Origin of the sequence: Marinicella litoralis, from assembly GCF_002591915.1 — a bacterium.
In the GTDB taxonomy this organism is placed as follows: domain Bacteria; phylum Pseudomonadota; class Gammaproteobacteria; order Xanthomonadales; family Marinicellaceae; genus Marinicella; species Marinicella litoralis.
In genome coordinates, this window is the sequence record NZ_NIHB01000002.1 from 649,561 (window position 1) to 668,715 (window position 19,155).

The 19,155-nt window shown below is 42.2% G+C and carries 13 protein-coding genes; 3 read left to right on the forward strand and 10 right to left on the reverse strand.

Annotated elements, in window-relative coordinates:
- Positions 1-2: 2 nt before the first annotated feature.
- The 5 genes from CCS90_RS09300 to hppD form a co-directional block, all read right to left on the reverse strand.
- Complete coding sequence (locus CCS90_RS09300) at positions 3-2,270, reverse strand: M36 family metallopeptidase (protein WP_099019257.1); 2,268 nt, start codon at positions 2,268-2,270, stop codon at positions 3-5.
- A 377-nt stretch (positions 2,271-2,647) separates the two neighbouring features.
- Positions 2,648-2,872 carry a glutaredoxin family protein gene (locus tag CCS90_RS09305; RefSeq protein WP_099019258.1) on the reverse strand — a complete coding sequence of 75 codons (225 nt, stop codon included), beginning with the start codon at positions 2,870-2,872 and terminating at the stop codon, positions 2,648-2,650.
- Between the two features lie 145 nt (positions 2,873-3,017).
- A complete protein-coding gene (locus CCS90_RS09310; protein WP_099019259.1) occupies positions 3,018-3,998 on the reverse strand; it encodes a fumarylacetoacetate hydrolase family protein in 981 nt (326 codons plus the stop codon).
- A gap of 75 nt (positions 3,999-4,073) precedes the next feature.
- Positions 4,074-5,204, reverse strand: coding sequence for a homogentisate 1,2-dioxygenase (locus CCS90_RS09315; RefSeq protein WP_099019260.1), 1,131 nt, complete (start codon positions 5,202-5,204; stop codon positions 4,074-4,076).
- A 27-nt stretch (positions 5,205-5,231) separates the two neighbouring features.
- Entirely contained in the window at positions 5,232-6,302 is a 1,071-nt protein-coding gene (gene hppD, locus CCS90_RS09320; protein ID WP_099019261.1) for a 4-hydroxyphenylpyruvate dioxygenase, read from the reverse strand.
- 67 nt (positions 6,303-6,369) lie between these two features.
- On the opposite strand from hppD, the gene CCS90_RS09325 reads away from it, so the two are divergent.
- Positions 6,370-6,786 (forward strand): MarR family winged helix-turn-helix transcriptional regulator, encoded by a 417-nt coding sequence (locus CCS90_RS09325; protein ID WP_162846782.1) that lies wholly within the window; start codon positions 6,370-6,372, stop codon positions 6,784-6,786.
- A 320-nt stretch (positions 6,787-7,106) separates the two neighbouring features.
- Here the strand turns inward: CCS90_RS09325 and CCS90_RS09330 are convergent, their stop codons facing one another.
- Complete coding sequence (locus CCS90_RS09330) at positions 7,107-8,975, reverse strand: ATP-binding cassette domain-containing protein (RefSeq protein WP_099019263.1); 1,869 nt, start codon at positions 8,973-8,975, stop codon at positions 7,107-7,109.
- A 245-nt stretch (positions 8,976-9,220) separates the two neighbouring features.
- On the opposite strand from CCS90_RS09330, the gene CCS90_RS09335 reads away from it, so the two are divergent.
- Positions 9,221-11,512, forward strand: coding sequence for a bifunctional serine/threonine-protein kinase/formylglycine-generating enzyme family protein (locus tag CCS90_RS09335; RefSeq protein WP_180236521.1), 2,292 nt, complete (start codon positions 9,221-9,223; stop codon positions 11,510-11,512).
- A gap of 4 nt (positions 11,513-11,516) precedes the next feature.
- On the opposite strand, the gene CCS90_RS09340 is transcribed toward CCS90_RS09335, so the two are convergent.
- From CCS90_RS09340 to CCS90_RS09350, 3 genes are read right to left on the reverse strand one after another with little or no spacing between them, the layout of a single operon-like run.
- Positions 11,517-12,515, reverse strand: a complete 999-nt coding sequence (locus tag CCS90_RS09340; RefSeq protein ID WP_099019265.1) for a serine/threonine dehydratase — start codon at positions 12,513-12,515, stop codon at positions 11,517-11,519.
- On the reverse strand, positions 12,512-13,126 hold the full coding sequence (locus tag CCS90_RS09345; RefSeq protein WP_099019266.1) for a DUF938 domain-containing protein: 615 nt from the start codon (positions 13,124-13,126) through the stop codon (positions 12,512-12,514). The genes CCS90_RS09340 and CCS90_RS09345 overlap by 4 nt, the downstream gene beginning before the upstream one ends.
- Positions 13,123-15,183 carry a winged helix-turn-helix domain-containing protein gene (locus tag CCS90_RS09350; protein WP_099019267.1) on the reverse strand — a complete coding sequence of 687 codons (2,061 nt, stop codon included), beginning with the start codon at positions 15,181-15,183 and terminating at the stop codon, positions 13,123-13,125. Before CCS90_RS09350 ends, CCS90_RS09345 begins: the two co-directional genes overlap by 4 nt.
- Before the next feature lie 85 nt (positions 15,184-15,268).
- On the opposite strand from CCS90_RS09350, the gene CCS90_RS09355 reads away from it, so the two are divergent.
- The gene (locus CCS90_RS09355) at positions 15,269-16,624 is read left to right on the forward strand and encodes an NHL repeat-containing protein (RefSeq protein ID WP_133566467.1); all 1,356 of its coding nucleotides are present in this window, start codon (positions 15,269-15,271) and stop codon (positions 16,622-16,624) included.
- A 160-nt stretch (positions 16,625-16,784) separates the two neighbouring features.
- Here CCS90_RS09355 and CCS90_RS09360 read toward each other — a convergent pair whose 3' ends face one another.
- On the reverse strand, positions 16,785-19,148 hold the full coding sequence (locus tag CCS90_RS09360; RefSeq protein ID WP_099019269.1) for a tetratricopeptide repeat protein: 2,364 nt from the start codon (positions 19,146-19,148) through the stop codon (positions 16,785-16,787).
- Positions 19,149-19,155: the final 7 nt, after the last annotated feature.

A 19,155-nucleotide genomic window follows, 5' to 3' on the forward strand; every position in this document is an offset into this window, starting at 1 on the left:
ATTCAGGGGACCAAATCGAAGCTGTCAGCAAATATCACATCGCTAACCTCACACTCAACTGGGACTTCATATGATTCAGTTTCATCGCCAGTAACATTGACGCTGCCTGAACTGGCTCCAACACCTAAGCCACGTTTGGCAAAACCATGCCAAATTTCACATTGATTCGCTCCTGCACTGTTGTTTTGATCAGCCAATAAAACGGCATCACGCCCATCTATAAAACCAGGATCGCAAGGTTGTAATTTCAAACCATCCATAACCAGCTGTAATGCCAGGTTGTTACCGCCACTTCCGTTGTATAAATCAGCATCATAACCATATTTATCTACCAAATTCCAATACACTTCCCACAACATTTGAGCCCAAATCGACCCCACAAAATGAGGGCTGCCATTGGCATCAGCTAAATCTCCGAAAGTATGCAAGTTCACATTCATATTGGTAGAATAAGGATAAGTTCTGATGCCCCCAGGATTTTGCGTGGCATAGGATCCCATCGGTCTGGCTTCAAGTGCCGTATCATTTGGATCTGCTGTCATAACCAGAGCAAAAAAGTCGCTCCAACCTTCTCCCATTTGTTCACTGCTGGTCAAACAACTGGATTGTGACGGGCCTCCGGTTAAACGATTGGATATACCATGACCATATTCATGAATAATGATACCATTATCGAAATCACTGTCTCGATCGGCATTGGTCTTAACCATGTCAACATCTACATTGTTATCCAATTGGGCGCGAATGATTCCACCATCGGTTTGACCTACCATTAAAGCGGGGATGGTAACATTGGCACCCTGCGCACCTGGCCCCATATTGAGAATGCTGTCGCCTTGATTATTGGCCACTATGGCACCGATGGCGCCTGCATTTTCTGCGTTAAGAACTTTAACCCCAAACTCACAACCACCTCGATCAATCAAGGCAATACGTCCTGAAGTAAACCCCACTAAAGCCTCGCAAGCATCGCTGACCGTTCCGGTGTTATCATCTGCTGCTTCTACAATTCCATTCAATGGTGTGGAAGTGATTGGTGCTCCAAAACTTGCCCCGGCTGCGGTGTATGATCCAGCAATAGCCGGTGGTGAATGGACCAGTAAATCAGGCGTTCCAGAAAAGTAAAACATTTGCATTCTGGGGTTTGAACCATCAGGAGGGGTAGAAAAATTGGCATTATTTGTTCCGGAACCATCTTGTGCATCTGCATTTACAGCGTCGCTGCCTAGGCCATTGTTACCATAGTTATTCTCCTGAAAATTTCCTGCTGCTTCATCAAAACCATAAAAGTACATCACGTCATGTATGACGTTGTTCCAATAAAACAAGTTAACGATGGCCGCATCCAGGTTTTGCTCTTCATCTGGATCTACGGCCGGATTCCAAGGCACATCAAACAATAAATTAGCTCCGCCATCAGGTCGCCCTCCACCAGAGTTGTTCGCATCTAAGTCATCCTGTGCATAAACATTATTACCACGCGTATCGGTGAATTCTGCACCCGCTGAACCGTCGATGTCATGCCAACCAAATGGTGAAGCTGTTAAGTCATGTGGATCAACCATCGTCTCTAATTGGTACCCGTTGTCAGCCGGAGACTCATTGGGTAATGGGATGACATCATAACTGGCATCAGCAGTCCAGTTCACCTGATCGATGACTTGACCAGTTAATGTATCTACCCGCATGCTCCACCAATTACCACCAGATTGAATTTGTAGGTCCCAAGAAAGTCTGAGTTCATCTCCCTGTTTTTGATACATCAATTTAACCGGTATTTCAGCACTTGAGATGTCCTCATCTAAATAAACAGCTGCCCGATTGGATGACTGCGATTGATTAATTAAATAAGCTGGCAATCGAGTAACAATTCCCAATTCTTGTGCTGCATTTAATATGGCTTGATCAGCGGCTATAAATGGACTTACTTGCGGTGCTTTGGCTGCCAGATTATTGACAAATAAATTATGCAAATTTAAGATTTTTCCTTGTTGATCCAAATTTAATTGAATCAATCCTTTGTGAACTTCTATGCCATTAAGTTGTTGTTTAAACACCAAATGGCTAATGCCATTTTTCTCACTGAGGTAGTGACTGGTGATGGCAGCATCTTGTACGTCTTTATTGGTGACATTGAGATTGCTTAATTGGTTAACCAACAATGTTCTGGCGTCTTCTGCCGGATAAAGTTGGGCGGAACTGGCGAATGTGTTTGAAGCACACAACAGTGCGCCACATGCTGTAGCCAGCATGACTGTTTTTATTTTCATTTTTACCCTCTGTTTTATGGATTAGTCGCAAAACTTTTGGTTTGTACTTTTTATTATCATCCAAAAATTTCGATCACATCTTAAAGCCTAGCAGGATTAAAAATCCAGTATTTCTTATAACAAACTTATGTATTGTGATGACCCTCTATAAAATAGTTTCTTGCTTTCGAGAAAACCAATTATTCAACCGACTTTTAAGTATTCAAGTAGCATCAAAGGTTTCTGAGCAATCGTTATTGGTTTCGTCGTTTTAATTTCCATCATCAAATAGGTAATTTGTTAATACTCATTCACCAATGCAAGAACTCGATCCTTGTGATAACCACGAACCACTTCTCCTTTGATTAAAAATAAAGGCACGACACGCCCTCCAAACTTCATATTTCGGCATTGACTTGCGATGACTGTTCAATGTCTAGTTCCTTATATACAATGCCTTGCTGCTCAAACAACGCCCTGGCCTGTTTACAATAACCGCACCATGACGCTGAATACATAATGACATCGGCACCCTGTGTTTGGTTCAGTTCAGCAGTAGCATCTGTTACAACCCACTTTTGATAAATAAAGAAAATAACAACCAGTGCAATCAATGATTTCATCCAAGCTCATCCGCATTCATAAAGTTACTGTCTTTATACCACATTCACAGCAGATAGAAAGACTGTCACAAAGCAATACGTTTATTGATGATCAAAAAAAAAGCCCGATAACATCGGGCTTTTTCTTATGAATAAAAACTGCTTTCTAATATTTAACCACTTTCTGGTGGATGGTGCCAAAGATGTTATGACCTTCGCCGTCAGTAATTTCAATTTTTACATCATCACCGAAGCTCATGAAAGGTGTACTTGGTTTGCCATGTTCTATCACTTCAAGTACCCTTTTTTCAGCCAGACAAGTGGATCCTTTGGCCATGTCATGGTTAGCAATCGTGCCTGATCCGATGATAGCACCAGCACACAATGGTCTTGTTTTTGCCGCATGGGCCACCAGTTGAGCAAAATCAAATTGCATATCAACACCACAGTTGGGTTCACCAAACCATTCGCCGTTCAACCAGGTTCGCATCGGCAAATGAATTTTATTGTTTTGCCAGGCCTCACCCAATTCATCTGGAGTCACAAAAAATGGTGACAATGCTGTGCGAGGTTTTGATTGTAAGAAACCAAACCCTTTGGCCAATTCAGCAGGTATCAAGTTTCGCAATGACACGTCATTCAAAATACACACCAATTGAATGTACTGGCCGGCCTCCTCTGCCGACACATTCATCGGTACATCTGAGGTGATGACTGCAGCTTCAGCTTCAAAGTCAATCCCGTATTCTTCACTGACCACTTCGATGTCTTGGTTGTGCGCTAAGAAACCATCACTGACCGCTTGATACATCAATGGATCTTCTAAAAAACTGGGAGGCATTTCAGCGCCACGTGCTCGTCGAACCCTTTCCACATGAGCCAAATAAGCACTGCCATCTAAAAATTGCAATGCCCTGGGTAAAGGCGCCATCACTTCATCTAAGTTTAAGTCAAAAGCATCATTCAGCCCTTCATCATTCAAATGTTGGTAGACCGTATTCAACTGTGGCGCCACACTGTCCCAGTTGTCCAGGGCTTGTTGCATGGTTTGAGCAATTTGTGGCACTGTTACGGCTCGGTTACCCGCTCGGTTGACAACGACCAATTGGCCATCGCGCGTTTGGTTGTTTATGGTAGTTAGTTTCATAGTCTTTTAATATTTTGTTTTCAGTTTTAAGGTATTTGAATAAAAAGCTGATTATTGTCATCTCGTTTCATTCAATTATTTTTGTTCTTGCCATGAGTTCACATACTCTGGCCACTCTACTTGTTCTGCCGCATCACACACTTCAAGCGGGTCTCGCGTATCAATCATCACTGCCACTTCTTCAGTCATCACATTGTTCTGCGTAAACGCATTTTTCATCGCTTTGGGATGAGGTCCGTGGGTAAAACCAGTCGGGTGTAAGGTAATCATTCCTGGGTGAATATTGTCTCGCGAAAAGAAATTGCCTGAATGGTAAAACAATACCTCATCATAATCATCATTGTTATGATAAAACGGCACTTTCAATGATTCAGGGTTGGTTTCAAACAATCGTGGTACAAAAGTACAAACTACGAATCGATTACCCAAAAATGTGGTGTGGGCTGAAGGGGGTACATGAAACCGATGACTCATGACAGGTGAAATATCACGCCAATTAAGTGCCACCGGCATCAAGTCGCCTTGCCAACCAATGGCATCCAATGGATTGAATGGATAGTTGATGGTTGAAATCTTCTGTAGCCTTTTGACTTGTACTGTCCAATCGTCATCACTGTATTGTTGTTGGAATGCCGCATTGATTTCAGGCGTCCTATAGACCGCTGCATCAACGATGGCATTTGGTCCCAACAACCCTTTGTCTGGCAATTGATAATGGCCATTGCTGGATTCAATCATCAATATTTCACATGAATTGGTGGTTTCTAAACGCCACATGGTACCTTTGGGCAGCATCAAATAATCACCTTCTTTAACCACCATATGCCCAAAATCAGAATATAAATCAGCCGTGCCTTGGTGAAAAAATAACAAATCATCGCCGTCGGCATTCCTGACTAATTTTTTCATGCTGCTGTCTAAAGTCCACATGCGGATTTTGACTTGGTTATTTTTTAACAACACATGAGCATCCCATGGGGTTGCTTGGCTTGAACCGAACAAATTGGTGTCAAAAGCACGCGGCCGGTTGTCTCCTTGAAAATCGGTCCAACCCGTGTGTTTATGCTTGTGATAGAAATGAGTCACTGGGCCAAAAAAACCTTCTTTACCCATTTCACGTTCATAACTGTCTTTGGGAAAACCAATGTGCGCTTGTTTAGCCACCTTGCCTTGTTTTTTATAAAAATTAAACCACTTGCCGTTCATATCGTAGCTCCGTTCGTTGACCCTCGTTTATAAATAACCGCGACGTTGTTGTTCTAATTCAATCGAATCAAATAATGCCTGGAAATTCCCTTCGCCAAATCCTTCATTGCCTTTTCGTTGAATGATTTCAAAAAAGATGGGACCAATGGCAGTGTTGGTGAAAATTTGCAACAGAATTTCTTTTTTGGTGGCTTCATCGGCATCAATCAAAATATGATTGCGTTGCATCCGTGCGACATCTTCTTGGTGCTCTGGCACCCGGCGATCAATGATACTGAAATAGGTTTCAGGTGTTTGCATGAACTCTACCCCAGCTGCACGCATTGACTCCACCGATTCATAGATGTTATCGGTAAATAAAGCGATGTGTTGAATGCCTTCGCCTTTGTACTCGTCCAAGTATTCATTGATTTGTGATTTCGGATCTTCCGATTCATTCAAAGGAATTTTGACTGAACCATTGGGGCATGTCATGGCCTTTGAAACCAGACCTGTTTTTTGACCTTTGATATCAAAATACCTGATTTCTCTGAAATCAAATAGATTTTCATAGTAATTGCTCCACTTTTCCATGTTGCCAAAATACAAATTATGAGTCAAATGATCGATGAAGGTCAGCCCAAAACCAGTCGGAGTTTGGTTCATGCCAACGATGTCATTGAAGTCTTCTTTCAATACTTTGGCATAACTTTCTTTGTCCAGGATATACAAGGCCGCATCACCGATACCCTTGATCGCTGGAAAATTCAATCCATTGGGTACATCCAATTGCTCCGAACCACCCTTCAAGCTGTGAGCCAAGGCATCTTCCTTGTTGTCAAAAACTATCGAAAAGCCACAGGCACAAGGTCCATGCGCTGTCCTGAAGTCAGCAGCAAATCCCGTGTCACATTCATTGATGTAAAAATCAGTTTGACCTTGGCGGTACAAAGTAATGGGCAGTTTTTTGTGGGTTTTGATCGCGGTAAAACCCATTTGACGAAATAATTTATGTAATGGAGCGGCGTCATTGGCCGAGTACTCAATGAAGCCAAAACCGTTGATGGTTGCTGACATGTTGTTGTCCCCGATATGATAAAAACAATATTCTATCCGCATTTAGTTTCATATGAAACTAATATTTGTTTCATTTGTAACTATTTTTGATTAAAATGGGAAAATGGACTTGAATCAATTCTTACCTTACCAGCTGTCAATCTTGAGTTTGAAAATCTCTAATGGCATTGCTGAACATTATCAAGACCAATTCGGTATCAACATTTCTGAATGGCGTGTTCTGGTCATTTTATACAAAAACCCTGATATCACAGCCAAAAAAATAGCGCAGTTGTCGCAAATGGACAAAGTCCGAATCAGCCGAACCGTTAAATCATTGGTGCAAAAAAACTACCTGACACAATCACAGCACCCATTAGACGCACGTGCTAAAAACTATGAATTGAATGAACGTGGTCGGTACTTAATGCGGGCAGTCATCCCGGATGCCCTGCGCTATGAAGAAGAACTGCTCAGTCAATTGAACCAAGATGAGCGAGCACAACTGCATCACTTGATTGGTAAATTCAATCGCATTTTGGGTTAGGATTGATTTCACCTGAGATTTCTGAATATAGGAAGAAATCATAGTATTGAAAATTCATTGATATGAATAAATATGCTGACAAGGTATAGAAAATAGAGGTTGAAAACAAAACAACATGCTAACTAAACTTAGCAAAAATGCTTTCAACACAGTATCTGCACTCGCTTAAGCACGGTTAGAACGATGGACGATTGTCATCCTGAGCGAAGCGGAGCGCAGCCGAAGGATCTCTAAACACAGGATGGCAGGTTACGTTTATCAACGCATGAACTTGGAGAGAGTCTTCTACTCACCAAGGCTCCCTCAAAATGACAACAGGTTCAGTCCTTGGCTTCTAATTCATCCCAACGGTTATACACAGTTTGTAACTCTTTTTCCTTATCAGCCAATTCAGTTGTCACCTTTTTAATATCAGCCTCGGCTTTGTTATAAAATTCAGGGTCACAAACTTGTTCTGACAAAGCAGCTATTTGGCTTTCTAGTTGATCTATGATCGATGGTAATTGTTCCAATTCATGCTTTTCTTTGAAGGTCAATTTATGGCTGTTGTCAGTTTTGGTTTTTTCAATTGGCTTTGCTTTGTCTTTTTTGGGTGCTTTATTGGTTTCCGGTTGGCGCCTTTGCCTCAAATAATCTTCATAACCACCAATGTATTCATTGACGTCATAAACGCCATCGACAGGGTTTTCATAAACAATGGTTTGGGTACACACATTATCAATAAAATCTCGATCATGACTGATCAAGATTAATGTTCCTTTGAAATCAAACAACAGGTCTTGAATCAAATCCAAGGTCTCCATATCTAAATCATTGGTCGGCTCATCCATTACAATCACATTAGCCGGACGCGCAAACAGACGTGCCAATAATAAGCGAGACCGTTCACCACCTGACAAGACGCTGGCTGGTCCTCGAATCTTTTCAGCATTGAACAGAAAATCTTGTAAATAAGAAATTACATGTCGTGGCTTGCCATTGATTTCGACAAAATCCGTGCCCAATTGCAGGTTATTTTGTACCGTGTCTTCATCATTGATTGCTTGTTTGAGCTGATCAAAATATGCCACTTCAACACCGGTACCCACTTTCACCGAACCTTCTTGGGGTTCAATCTCACCCAACAATAACTGTACCATGGTGGTCTTTCCAACACCATTTGGACCAATGATACCGACTTTATCACCACGCATGATTTTGGTTGAAAAGCCTTTGAGGATGGTTTGGTCACCGTATTTAAAGCCCACATTGTGCGCCACAATGACTTTTTTACCGCTGGCATCGGCCACATTAATTGCTGCTTTGGTGGTTCCAGATTGCGTGCGACGGGTTTTGCGTTCTTCGCGCAATGCCACCAAGTCTTTAACCCGACTTTCACTTCTGGTTCTTCTGGCTTTGATGCCTTGCCGCACCCACACCTCTTCTTGACTGAGTTTTTTATCCAAACGCTCCCATTCTTTGACTTCGGCATCCAAACGGTCCTCGCGCCTAACCAAATACGTTTCATAATTACAGTCGTATTGGTATATTTTTCCTCGGTCCAATTCAATGATGCCGTTGGCTATGCTTTTCAAAAATGTCCTGTCATGAGTGACAAAAACAACGGCACAATGCAGTTTATTGACCATGTCTTGTAGCCACAGGATACTTTCGATGTCCAAATGATTGGTCGGTTCATCTAATAACAGCACGTCTGGCATTTGTACCAACGCAGCGGCCAAATTGATTCGACGCCTGACCCCACCTGACAAGGATTTAATCACGTCATTAGGGTTGAGCTTTAATTTGGTGGTCACCACATCTATCTGCTGCAGCAATTCCCAACCATTGTTTTCATCAATCACATGTTGATATTCCGCCATTTTATTAGGATCGACAGCGGTTTCGTATTGCTCCAAAGCATGACCCACTTCACCCAAGGCGTGTAATAAAAACTCCCTGACGGTGGATTCAGATTCATTGACTGCTGATTGTTTCATCATCGCCACTTTCATACCATCCTGTTTAATGACTTGACCATCATCAATAGGCATTTCTCCAGCCATGATTTTCAACAAAGTGGATTTACCTTCACCGTTGCGACCAATCAAGGCCAATTTTTGTCCTTTGGAAATGGTTAAATTAACCGAGTGCAAAATGGGATGAGCACCGAAATCAATACTTACTTTGTCGAAACTGATGAGTGACATGAATATTTTTCATTGGAAATTGGCTCAACATTGTATTCAGTTAGCGAACAACCACAAGCTTGATGTAGACATATTCCAATTTTATCTTTAAGACTGACCTAAATTGACACATGAGATGCCAATGAAAATAAATTAATTTTATTCTTTTGACGGCCATCACAGAAACATCTTAATCCTTCGACTAATTTTAATTAAATTCACAGTTAATGAGTTAAAATGAAAACCTGTCATATAAAGAACGTATGTTGAAAACGGTTCCGAAACTAAATTTATCCATTCCAGACCACACCATATTAGATAAAATTGGTGAAGGTGGCATGTCGGCTGTTTATTTAGGACGTCAAATATCCTTGCAACGCAAAGTCGCCATCAAAGTATTGAAAAAATTAGTGATGGATGACAAAACCTTGTCTGAGCGGTTTGTCGATGAGGCCAAAACAGTCGCTTCTTTGGACCACCCACACATCATCAGCATTTACGAAGCCAAAAAATTACCTTCAGGCTTGGCCTATTTCACCATGCCCTATTTAACCCATGGAGATTTTGGTGAAATCATTTGTACCAATTCTGATCATTTGATTGAATTGCTGTGTCAGATTTGTGATGGTTTATCACATGCCCACAAACATGGCGTTATACACCGTGACTTGAAACCAGAAAATATATTATTTGATCAATTTGGTCGCATTAAAATCGCTGATTTTGGTATCGCTATATCTAAAAACATCAAACGAAAAACCAAGGACACTCAGTTATTGGGCAGTGCCCATTTCATGAGTCCAGAACAAATTCAATCCAAGATGATTGATTTTCATACAGATATTTACAGTTTGGGTTGTATCATTTATGAGAAATTAACCGGTGATCATGTGTTTGATGCAGGCAATGATTTTTCTATACTAATGTCTCACATCAACAAACCCATTCCCACTTTACCCAAAGCGTTGTCTGAATGGCAACCGATCATAGACACTTGCTTGGCCAAAGACCCTGAAGACCGCTACCAGTCTGTGGAAGAAGTCAAAGATGCCCTACTGGAAATCAAATACAGTAAATCCAGTAACGAGAAAATAGGACAAAGCAAAAATCCATCGCTTTCTCAATTGTCACCAGCCAAGTTGGTGATTGCGGCAGGGGTGATTCTGACCCTGCTTGTAACCACTGCTTGGCTTTTTATGGGTTCTGACACAGACATCATTGAACCCGCAACAACAGCTACAACAATCGAACCAACCGAACCAGTCGAAGCGGCTGATCAGGACCCTGAACCAGCTGCACAACAGCCATTGGTTTCAAATGAAACACCTGACAATGACCCCCTGACTTTGACCTTCGGTGTCATCGAAGCCGACCCTGAATTGGACGAAGATGCCGAACTGATTGATTTAACTGGAAACTTAGACAACGATCAAATCAATGAAATGTCAATCGAAGTGACTTTGAATGAAGCCCAACAATTACTCAGCAAATACCGTTTAACCAAACCCAAAGGTGAAAATGCCGCTGATAAGTTTCAAAAAATCTTGTTGGAACATCCAGATCACGCAGAAGCGCAAACAGGCCTCAATCAAGTGGGTGTCTATTATTTCAGGTTAATCAACAGTAAACTTAAAAAAGAGGATACGACTGCCGCATTAAAACACATTCAATCTGTAGTTAGTTACATTGAAACTTATCAAATAGATCGTGGGTTGTTTGATAAACAAGTCAGTGCGATCATGTCCGCCACTGACCAAAAAGTCAAACAAGCCATTCAGCAGAGACGCAGGAACCCAGCCACTGAAAACTACCTGAAGATGGCAAAATTATTGGTGCCTGACGCACCAGTCATCAACAATTTGCAAAGCAATTATGACAATATTCCCATCAAAGGTGATGTCAGCACAGATACATTGGGTCATCAGTTTGTTTTTATACCTGTTTACAACCCAACCACAATGAATGATCTTTTGGTGAGCCAGTCGGAGGTCACCGTAGCCCAATTTGAATCATTTGCAGGTGACAAATTCACTGAGGAAAAATGTTCACATTACGGTAAAAAGTCCTTTTTCAAGAAAACTTGGGCCAAACCACCATTTGATCAAACCAGCAACCATCCTGTGGTTTGCGTCTCTTTCAATCATGCGAAAGCTTATGCCACTTGGTTAAGTGCTAAAACAGGCGACACTTACCGCTTGCCCACAGCGCAAGAATGGCAATACATCAATCAGCAAGTCAGGCCTACACACCATTGTCAATCAGCCAATGTGGCTGGTGCTGAAGTTGAAGATGAAAGCAAAGCAACCGACAATCCTTTGACTTGTCATGATGGTTTTACATTCACCGCGCCCATCAATTCATTCGCTGCCAAAATCAATATCAATGACTACAATGGTAATGTGGCAGAATGGGTCAGCAACTGTAATGGCAACAAAGGATGTGTAGCAGGCACTTCATGGCGTTCTGGCCAGGGTGTTGACCCATTAAAGTTGGACCCCTTACCCACCAATGAAACCTACTCGCATGTAGGATTCAGGCTGGTCAAGGAAATACAGTAAAAGCTCAACCATTAACTGACAAAGCAGGCGTGTTACATAGGTAATCCACTTGCCAGATCTTTTGCATCATTTCGACATCAATGTTACCGCCCGAAATAATCACCAACACTTTCTGTTTAGATGTTTGTTTACGCAACCATTGACACACCGCATCCATGGTCATGGCTGAAGTCGGCTCAACATGCAGTTTAAGTAAATGTTGTAACCATTGTGTCCAATAGGCCATGGGCGTTTCTGCAACCGTGTAAAAGTCATCCAGGTGTTTGATGTGCTCAAATGTTTTCTCACCAATTGATAATGTCATGGCACCATCAGCCAAAGTTTTTGGTGCATCATCCAAGTGTTGTATCTGCCCAGTCTGATAAGATTGAAAAGCATCATCACCAGCCATTGGTTCAGCGGCAATGACTTGGGCCTTGGGTTGCAATTCACGGGTTGCCACTAAACTACCTGAAATCAAACCACCGCCACCACACGGGGCGAACACAGCGTTGATGGACTGATTGACCTGTTGCAGTGCTTCCAGTGCAACCGTTCCCTGACCTGCAATCACCGAATAATCATTATAGGGTGGAATCCAATAGACCCCCGCTTCAGCAGCCGCAGCTTCAACGGCTTGATCCACTGCCATTCGGGTTTTGTATTGTTTGACTTCGGCACCGTAGGAACGTGTGGCTTGGGTTTTCACTTTGGAAGCAAATACCGGCATAAAAATGGTGGCCGGTAAAGCGAACTGAGCCGCTGCCCATGCCACTGCTTGGGCATGATTGCCAGAAGACTGAGCCACCACTCGTTTGATGTCATTGTGCTGTTCACGCAACACTTGAATCGCATTACATCCGCCTCGGGCTTTAAAAGCACCAATTTTTTGTAAGCACTCCGCTTTGAAATAGATTTCATGTCCCAGCCATTGATTCAACAAAGTTGAGCTGAGTACGGGCGTGTCGTTGATGTAAGGTTTAATCCGATGCTGGGCTTGCTTGATGTCTTGGAATTTAATCATAGTCGTTCAAAAATTAACATTTGGTTGTTGGCGGGCATATTGATGTCTTGACGTAAGGGTAATCTTTGTTCATCCATTAATGCAACAATGGTTTCAAAGTCACGCACACCACGCAATGGGTCGATGTCTTTCAACCACAAATCGAAATCGGCATTGGATGCAGAGGTGAATTCACCCTGGTATTTGAATGGGCCATAAAACATCACCAAAGCGCCTTTTCTGAGGTTTTGTCCCATGCTTTGAATCAGTAATTTAACCCATTCAAATGGAATGATGTGTAAGGTATTGGCACTAAAAATCAAATCAGCCTTAATATCTGGCCATTGGTCTTTACCAATTTCATATTCAATGGGTGATTGAACATTATTTAAATTGGCTTCATCCAACCACAATTGGATGCCGGCATGGTTGGCTTTGATGTCAGAAGTTTGCCACAGCAAGGCAGGCAAGTTTTCAGCAAAGAATACAGCGTGTTGCCCAGTACCTGAACCAATTTCCAACACCTGTTTGTCATCTGTACGAAGGTGTTGTTTCAATACCTCAAGCAACACCGATTGATTCCTTTCACAAGAAGGAGAAAAGGGTTTCTCAACTTTTTCTGGATGATTCATTGTAATTGTGTCCGCAAAACATCTGACTCGGCTCGATCTGTGCGCGTAATCAATAGACGATCCTCAGCTCGATTGACACTTAATGAAGTTCCAACTGAATAAGGCCGGTGACTGGTGATGAATGTTTGGTCTCCCGTAGTCACGTCTAAGCGCCAAATCCCTGATGACTCAGCTGATTGGTTTGAATTCAGGTCAAAATACACGGCTTGATTGATGGCCGTCCATAAATTCATGGCAGACATCCTGACAGATGGGGTTAACAACTGGGATTTTTCAGTCAAAGGGTCATAAATAAACAATCCCGCTTCAACAGAACTTGAATACACCAATCTACCATCAGATAAAATCATAAAGCGACTGACTGATTGAGGAGGCAGTACAGTGACTTTGCCGGCTTTTAATTGCAGGATTTTATTGTTCACTTCTTTTGACTTGGCCAAGGCAAAAAATACGCCCTGGTACTCCCTGGAGGCTAAATGCCCCTGACCAAAATCCAAGGTATGTGTTTGCAGGGTCTCACTATTAAAAACCAAGGTACCATAACCCTTGTTGTCATTGGTGGTGATCAGAATGTCTCTGCCATTGCTGTGCCAAGAAGGTCGAGTCAATTTAACATTCGGTAGAGTCACCAGTAATTTTTCTTTAGATTGTTTAAAATCATAAATCCAAATTGAGCTTTGGTCTTGTCGATTGGAGGAAAACAGAAACTGTGTACCATTGGGTGAAAACGCAGGATAGTTGTCATATTTTGTGGAATGAATCAGTCGCTGATAACTTTTATTTTTGGTGTCGAACATCCAAATATTGGCTTCATAACTGACCACCTGAAAAGTCATGGTGCTTCTTCGCTGGTCAAACGAAGGGTGTTGAGCGCCATAAGCACCTAAAAGTACCGGTGATTTTTCATGAATGTTCAACAGCCAAAGTTGTCTACTGCCACTCAAATCAGAATCAAACACGATGTGGTCATCATCATACCAATCATGACTGACCGAATAATGTTCACCCAAAGTGAGGGGCCACTCCTTACCTGATATGAACGATTTAATCCAAAGGTTCCTCACCGATTGGTTACCTCTGGAAAAACTGAGGTATTTTTGATCAGGACTGACCCGAGGAGACCAGTCTTGTTGGTTGCTTGACGCTGGAAAAGTCAGTCTGGATTTTTCATTAGATTTCAAGTCTAACTGGCTGATTCCCACCAGTGCTTCACCATCACCCACTGCCTGATCAGCATAGTACAACTTCTGAGTGACGGAATTCCAATCGATTGTTCGGGACTCTGCATTGAAAAAACAGGTTCCTAAATCCACAAACAGTTGTTTTGAAATATGGTAACTTTTGAGGTGACATTGGCTTTGCTCACGGGCTGTAAAAATGAGCAGGTTTTGATCAGACAAAAAAACCGGTGATGATAAGCTGTGATGGGCCAATTGTATGATCTGCTGTTGATTGGCATCAAGCATTGACTCTATGATAATTTGACTGCCTTGCTCATCATTGCGCACATAGCTTAACCAAGCACCATCCTCACTTAATTCACTTTGTTGCTCCATTCCAGGTTGAAAGGTGACTCGGCTGGCAGCCGCTAATGCAGTTTGTAATGTGCTTTCCATTGATTCTTGTTGATTGAAATAAACCGACAGCAACAAGACGCTGACTGTAAACAACAAGACGCCAACACTTTTTGTGACCCGAACATTCCGCGCTTTCAAAGGCTCAATCATTTGGGTGAGTTGATAGCCCTTCTTAGGAATGGTTTTGATGTATTTTGCTTGGCTTGCTGAATCACCCAATATTTTTCTCAGTTCCGCAATGGTACGTGACAGCGCATCTTCATTGACATATTTATCGTGCCAAACATGATCTAAAAATTGTTGCCGCGTCACCACATTGGGCGCATGTTCTATCAGCAATGACAACACCAGATTCAATTGAGTAGACAACCGCACTTCGTTGTTGTTGTTTTTCAACAAACCATTGTCTGGGTGGTACCGCCATTCACCGATTAACCAAACGATGGGTTTGCTCTGCATACTTTCAGCGACTTTCTTCATGCTGGATAAGCAAAAAAGAAGTTTTGCGAAGGTTTTTTCATGGAGAAAAGAATAATTTTAAGCCTTTAATAAACAAGAGATGAACATGAAAAATATACGATTAATATTAACCCTCATTATAACCAGCCCTTTCGTAGATGCACAAGATTTAGGCAATCCTAACTGTGACTCTTTGTTGCTGGTCAGTAGTTGGTTTAATGACAATGTCAAAATCTTTGATGGTTGTGATGGCCAATACATCAGAGATTTGGCAGAGAACGGTGTTTTAGATGGCCCGCAATCTATTTTCCAAGACCCCAATGGAGACGTTATTGTTGTCAGTGAGTCAAACCACAAATTAATAAAATTTGATCAAGCCACGCTATCCACGGCCACCACGGTAGTTGCATCTGATCTGATGGATAATCCCATTACTGTGGTTAAGAAAGACGACAACCATGTCTATCTAGGAAGCTATTCAGGTAACAACATCATTGAATTGAACACCCAAACTTGGCAAGCTGTGCGCACTGTTTTACCAGTCAACAATGGTCAAATTCAAGGCATAGATATCGGCATGGCGATGGGCCCTGATGGACAGCTGTACGTCCCAGGATATGACTCTGACAATGTACTTAAAGTGAATCCAATGAATGGCAGTACCAGCCAGTTCATTTCCTCGGGTGCAAATGGCTTGAACCAGCCACGTTCCATTCTTTTTTTGAATGATCGCATTTTGGTCACCGCGTGGGGCAATCTGGCAGTATACAGCTATTCATTAAATGGCCAATTTCAAGGTGAAGTCATCAGCGGATTACCTGGTCCTGCGGGAATGATGCAGGACGGCCCTGATCATATACTATTGACATCCGACACCTTAAATACGGTCAGACGGTATCAACTCAGTGATTTCAGTTTTGAAACATTGGTCGCCAATCGCAGCGGCGGTCTTGCTGGAGCTACTTTTGTTTATCGTTTACAAAAACAGACCAACGTCGCAGAAGTTACAGGCATGCGCCAAGCCTTTTTAACCGGGCTTGGCACCATTGACGGCAATCAATTAACAGTCAGTTCGTTTGCCACTACGGGTGGGGCTTTTGGTCTTGATTTTAATCCTGATGATGTCAACAATGTTTTTTGGGGCACGATGACCTTTGAATTTTCAAGTTGTCACACTGCTCAGATGACTTATGACTCTGTTTTGGCCATCAATGGTGTTGCCTTTGGAAGTGGCGGTTATCAAGTGGGTCGATTGGCCATGAATGCCAGTGGACAAGCTTGTGAGAGCCAAGGGTACGAATTGATGAATGAAGCTTCATTCATGGGTGGAACATTTTACGGTGGAGAACTTTTTGATGGCGAAGGTTTTACCATTGATTACTTAAACGAAGGTCAAGCCATTGTGACTTGGTATACTTATTTACCTACAGAAGGTACTTGTCTCCCTACCGAAGGCTGTTAAGTTTTATTGGCTCTGATCAAAAAGGTACTCAAGCTGGGCCAAATTTGATTTGACCCAGCTTAATCTTAAGACGCATGCATCAACTCCTTCTGTGAATTTCAATAACTCCACAAAAACCCAACAGCCTAGCAGATTGTATCTCCCCGCATTTAAAGAGACCTTAAGTGGCAGCTATTTGTTCTTCGAAAGCCTTTAGCTCAATCAAGTCTTTGAAATCTGCATCTGCATCTTGCCAAATGGACTTGATTTTTTCGGTTAAATCAATGGCTTCTTCGAGTGCACCTAATTCATACAGTGCCCTGGCTTTTAACAACATGGATTGCCCAAGTATTGGATTGCGTTGCAACGTTTCATCAATGATGTTTATGGCAGATTGAAATTTTCCAAATTCAAACAAGGTCAATGCTTTCTGGTATTTCAACTCATCCACCACATACAAAGAGTTTAGCGTGAGAAAAGACTGATTTGACTCATTGATGGCCTGATCATGAAGTTCAATGGCTTCTTCAAACTTACCCGCATGCCTGGCTTCAATGGCTCTGGATGCATAAATGAACTGATCATATACATTCATTTGAAATTCATTCTTAAACTTCTCAAAACGCTTTAAAGATGCTGCAGATTGCTCAAAATTACCCGCCAGATCATGTACAGATTTGGCGATAATCTCCAACATCTGATTAAATGGAGGTTTGGTTTCTGCTTGCATGTCAGCATAGGCTGCCCAAGCTTCATCAAAACGTTGTAAGTAAGCCAAATAGGATATTTTTTTACTACCAAACATCAAGTTGAGCGACAAAGGTGGCATGAATGATTGGCTGATGGCACGCATTTCATCAAGCACCTGCATGGCCTCTTCCAATCGTCCCAGGTAGAACAACAGGTTTTCTTTTTCTGTCAAAATTTTGACTCGATCGGCATCATTGTCTGCCTTCAAGCGCAAAGCATCCAAAGCTTGAATGGCATCCAAAATACGCCCCTCTAATGCCATGACTTTGGCCAGGCCTAAATCGGCATCAATGTCATTGAAGCTCATTAAACTGGCATCTTCAAAATGTGATTTGGCAGCCGCAATGTCACCAAACTGCAAATAAGTGCTGGCCATTTCCAAATGTGGCTCAGCTTTGTCGGGGCTACTTAATAAATAAGCATTCAAGGCCTTGATGGCATTTGCTTGTTCACCTTTTAAGCGATAGATTCTGGCTTGATTGATCAATGCAGTTGAATTGATTTCTTGTAACTCCGCAAGCTTTTGATAGGTCGACAAGGCATCATCCAAGCGATGACCAATCACCATGTAATTGGCACCTAGAATTTGTAAGGCATCTGCACTTTTCGGGTACAGTTTGACCCAGTTTTCTAACACTTTGATGGCCTTGTCGGTCTCACCATTGATGGCATAATAATTGGCTTTGACTTTCAACAGTGTTTCTTGAGACAGGTTGTATTCCAGTTTCAATGCCGATTCAGCGGCTGATTTGGCTGATGCAAAATCACCCATGCCTCGATAATAGTCAATCAACAAGACATAAGCCTCAGCCAATTTTTCATCTGATGACAATGCCATTTTAAGGTGACTGATGCCCTGTTCAAAATCATTGTCTAAAGCCACAGCATTCAAAGAATCAATCACAGATTCAATGGCTGCTAAATTATTGGAAATGTGTTGTGATATGGGCATATCAGGTATCACATTGGCGTCCACTTTTATGTTGGCTTTGTTTAAAATCACCTTGGCCAGTTGTTCAGCCACATCATCCAAGGCAAATAACCAATCATCGTAAGAAGATGATATGGTGGTCAGTAAAGCACCGCTTACGACATCGTACAAAGAGGCTTCAAAGCTTATTTTTCCTTCATCTTGCAAGATTTGTCCTTTGATCATCCACTGAGAATCACGATCATTGGCTATGCTCAAATCCAAGGACAAGGGCTCACCAAGCGCACGGTCGTATCCTTTACTGGTAATGGCACTTAATAAAGCAGGCGATTCATAGGGGGTACGTATAGATATGATTGGGTTGCGCATCAAATCTTTGGCCACCATCCACATTGAGCCATAACTCAACCAGTCCAAAGTTTCATCGCCAGTCTTATTTTCCCAAAAAAAGCCATAGACTTTCTGACTCATGCCAGATCTGGCCACTTCATAATCAACCATTTTGCCAGTTTGCACATCAGTCAAACTCAAAATTTCTGTGGCCTGAACCTTGTCTACGGGTTGGATGAAAGTGGTGACAGCAAACCATGCCAGTAATGAATTAAAAGGAATAAATATAATTTGTTTTTGGGTCCATTTGTCTTTCCCTGGTCGTCCATGGCCCCAAGCCAACAAGGCCACCAAGGGCAGAAATGAAATCAAAATCACAAACACATAGGATGAAAACTGGGTGGGCACATCGAAGCGCTCACTCATCCAATCACCTATTTCAACGGCCAACCAAACAGCAGCCACATACATACCCAATATTTGGGGAATTCTTCGTTCTGCGAGTTCAGTAAGCAAACTCTTTTTGCGGGTCATTTTCTAT

What these genes read in the sequence shown, in the direction of transcription:
- CCS90_RS09355 (WP_133566467.1), top strand. Translation starts at nt 15,269, where the DNA reads ATGAAAAATATACGATTAATATTAACCCTCATTATAACCAGCCCTTTC.
- CCS90_RS09345 (WP_099019266.1), bottom strand. Translation starts at nt 13,126, where the DNA reads ATGAATCATCCAGAAAAAGTTGAGAAACCCTTTTCTCCTTCTTGTGAA.
- CCS90_RS09300 (WP_099019257.1), bottom strand. Translation starts at nt 2,270, where the DNA reads ATGAAAATAAAAACAGTCATGCTGGCTACAGCATGTGGCGCACTGTTG.
- CCS90_RS09360 (WP_099019269.1), bottom strand. Translation starts at nt 19,148, where the DNA reads ATGACCCGCAAAAAGAGTTTGCTTACTGAACTCGCAGAACGAAGAATT.
- hppD (WP_099019261.1), bottom strand. Translation starts at nt 6,302, where the DNA reads ATGCGGATAGAATATTGTTTTTATCATATCGGGGACAACAACATGTCA.
- CCS90_RS09330 (WP_099019263.1), bottom strand. Translation starts at nt 8,975, where the DNA reads ATGTCACTCATCAGTTTCGACAAAGTAAGTATTGATTTCGGTGCTCAT.
- CCS90_RS09305 (WP_099019258.1), bottom strand. Translation starts at nt 2,872, where the DNA reads ATGAAATCATTGATTGCACTGGTTGTTATTTTCTTTATTTATCAAAAG.
- CCS90_RS09310 (WP_099019259.1), bottom strand. Translation starts at nt 3,998, where the DNA reads ATGAAACTAACTACCATAAACAACCAAACGCGCGATGGCCAATTGGTC.
- CCS90_RS09315 (WP_099019260.1), bottom strand. Translation starts at nt 5,204, where the DNA reads ATGAACGGCAAGTGGTTTAATTTTTATAAAAAACAAGGCAAGGTGGCT.
- CCS90_RS09340 (WP_099019265.1), bottom strand. Translation starts at nt 12,515, where the DNA reads ATGATTAAATTCCAAGACATCAAGCAAGCCCAGCATCGGATTAAACCT.
- CCS90_RS09350 (WP_099019267.1), bottom strand. Translation starts at nt 15,183, where the DNA reads ATGAAGAAAGTCGCTGAAAGTATGCAGAGCAAACCCATCGTTTGGTTA.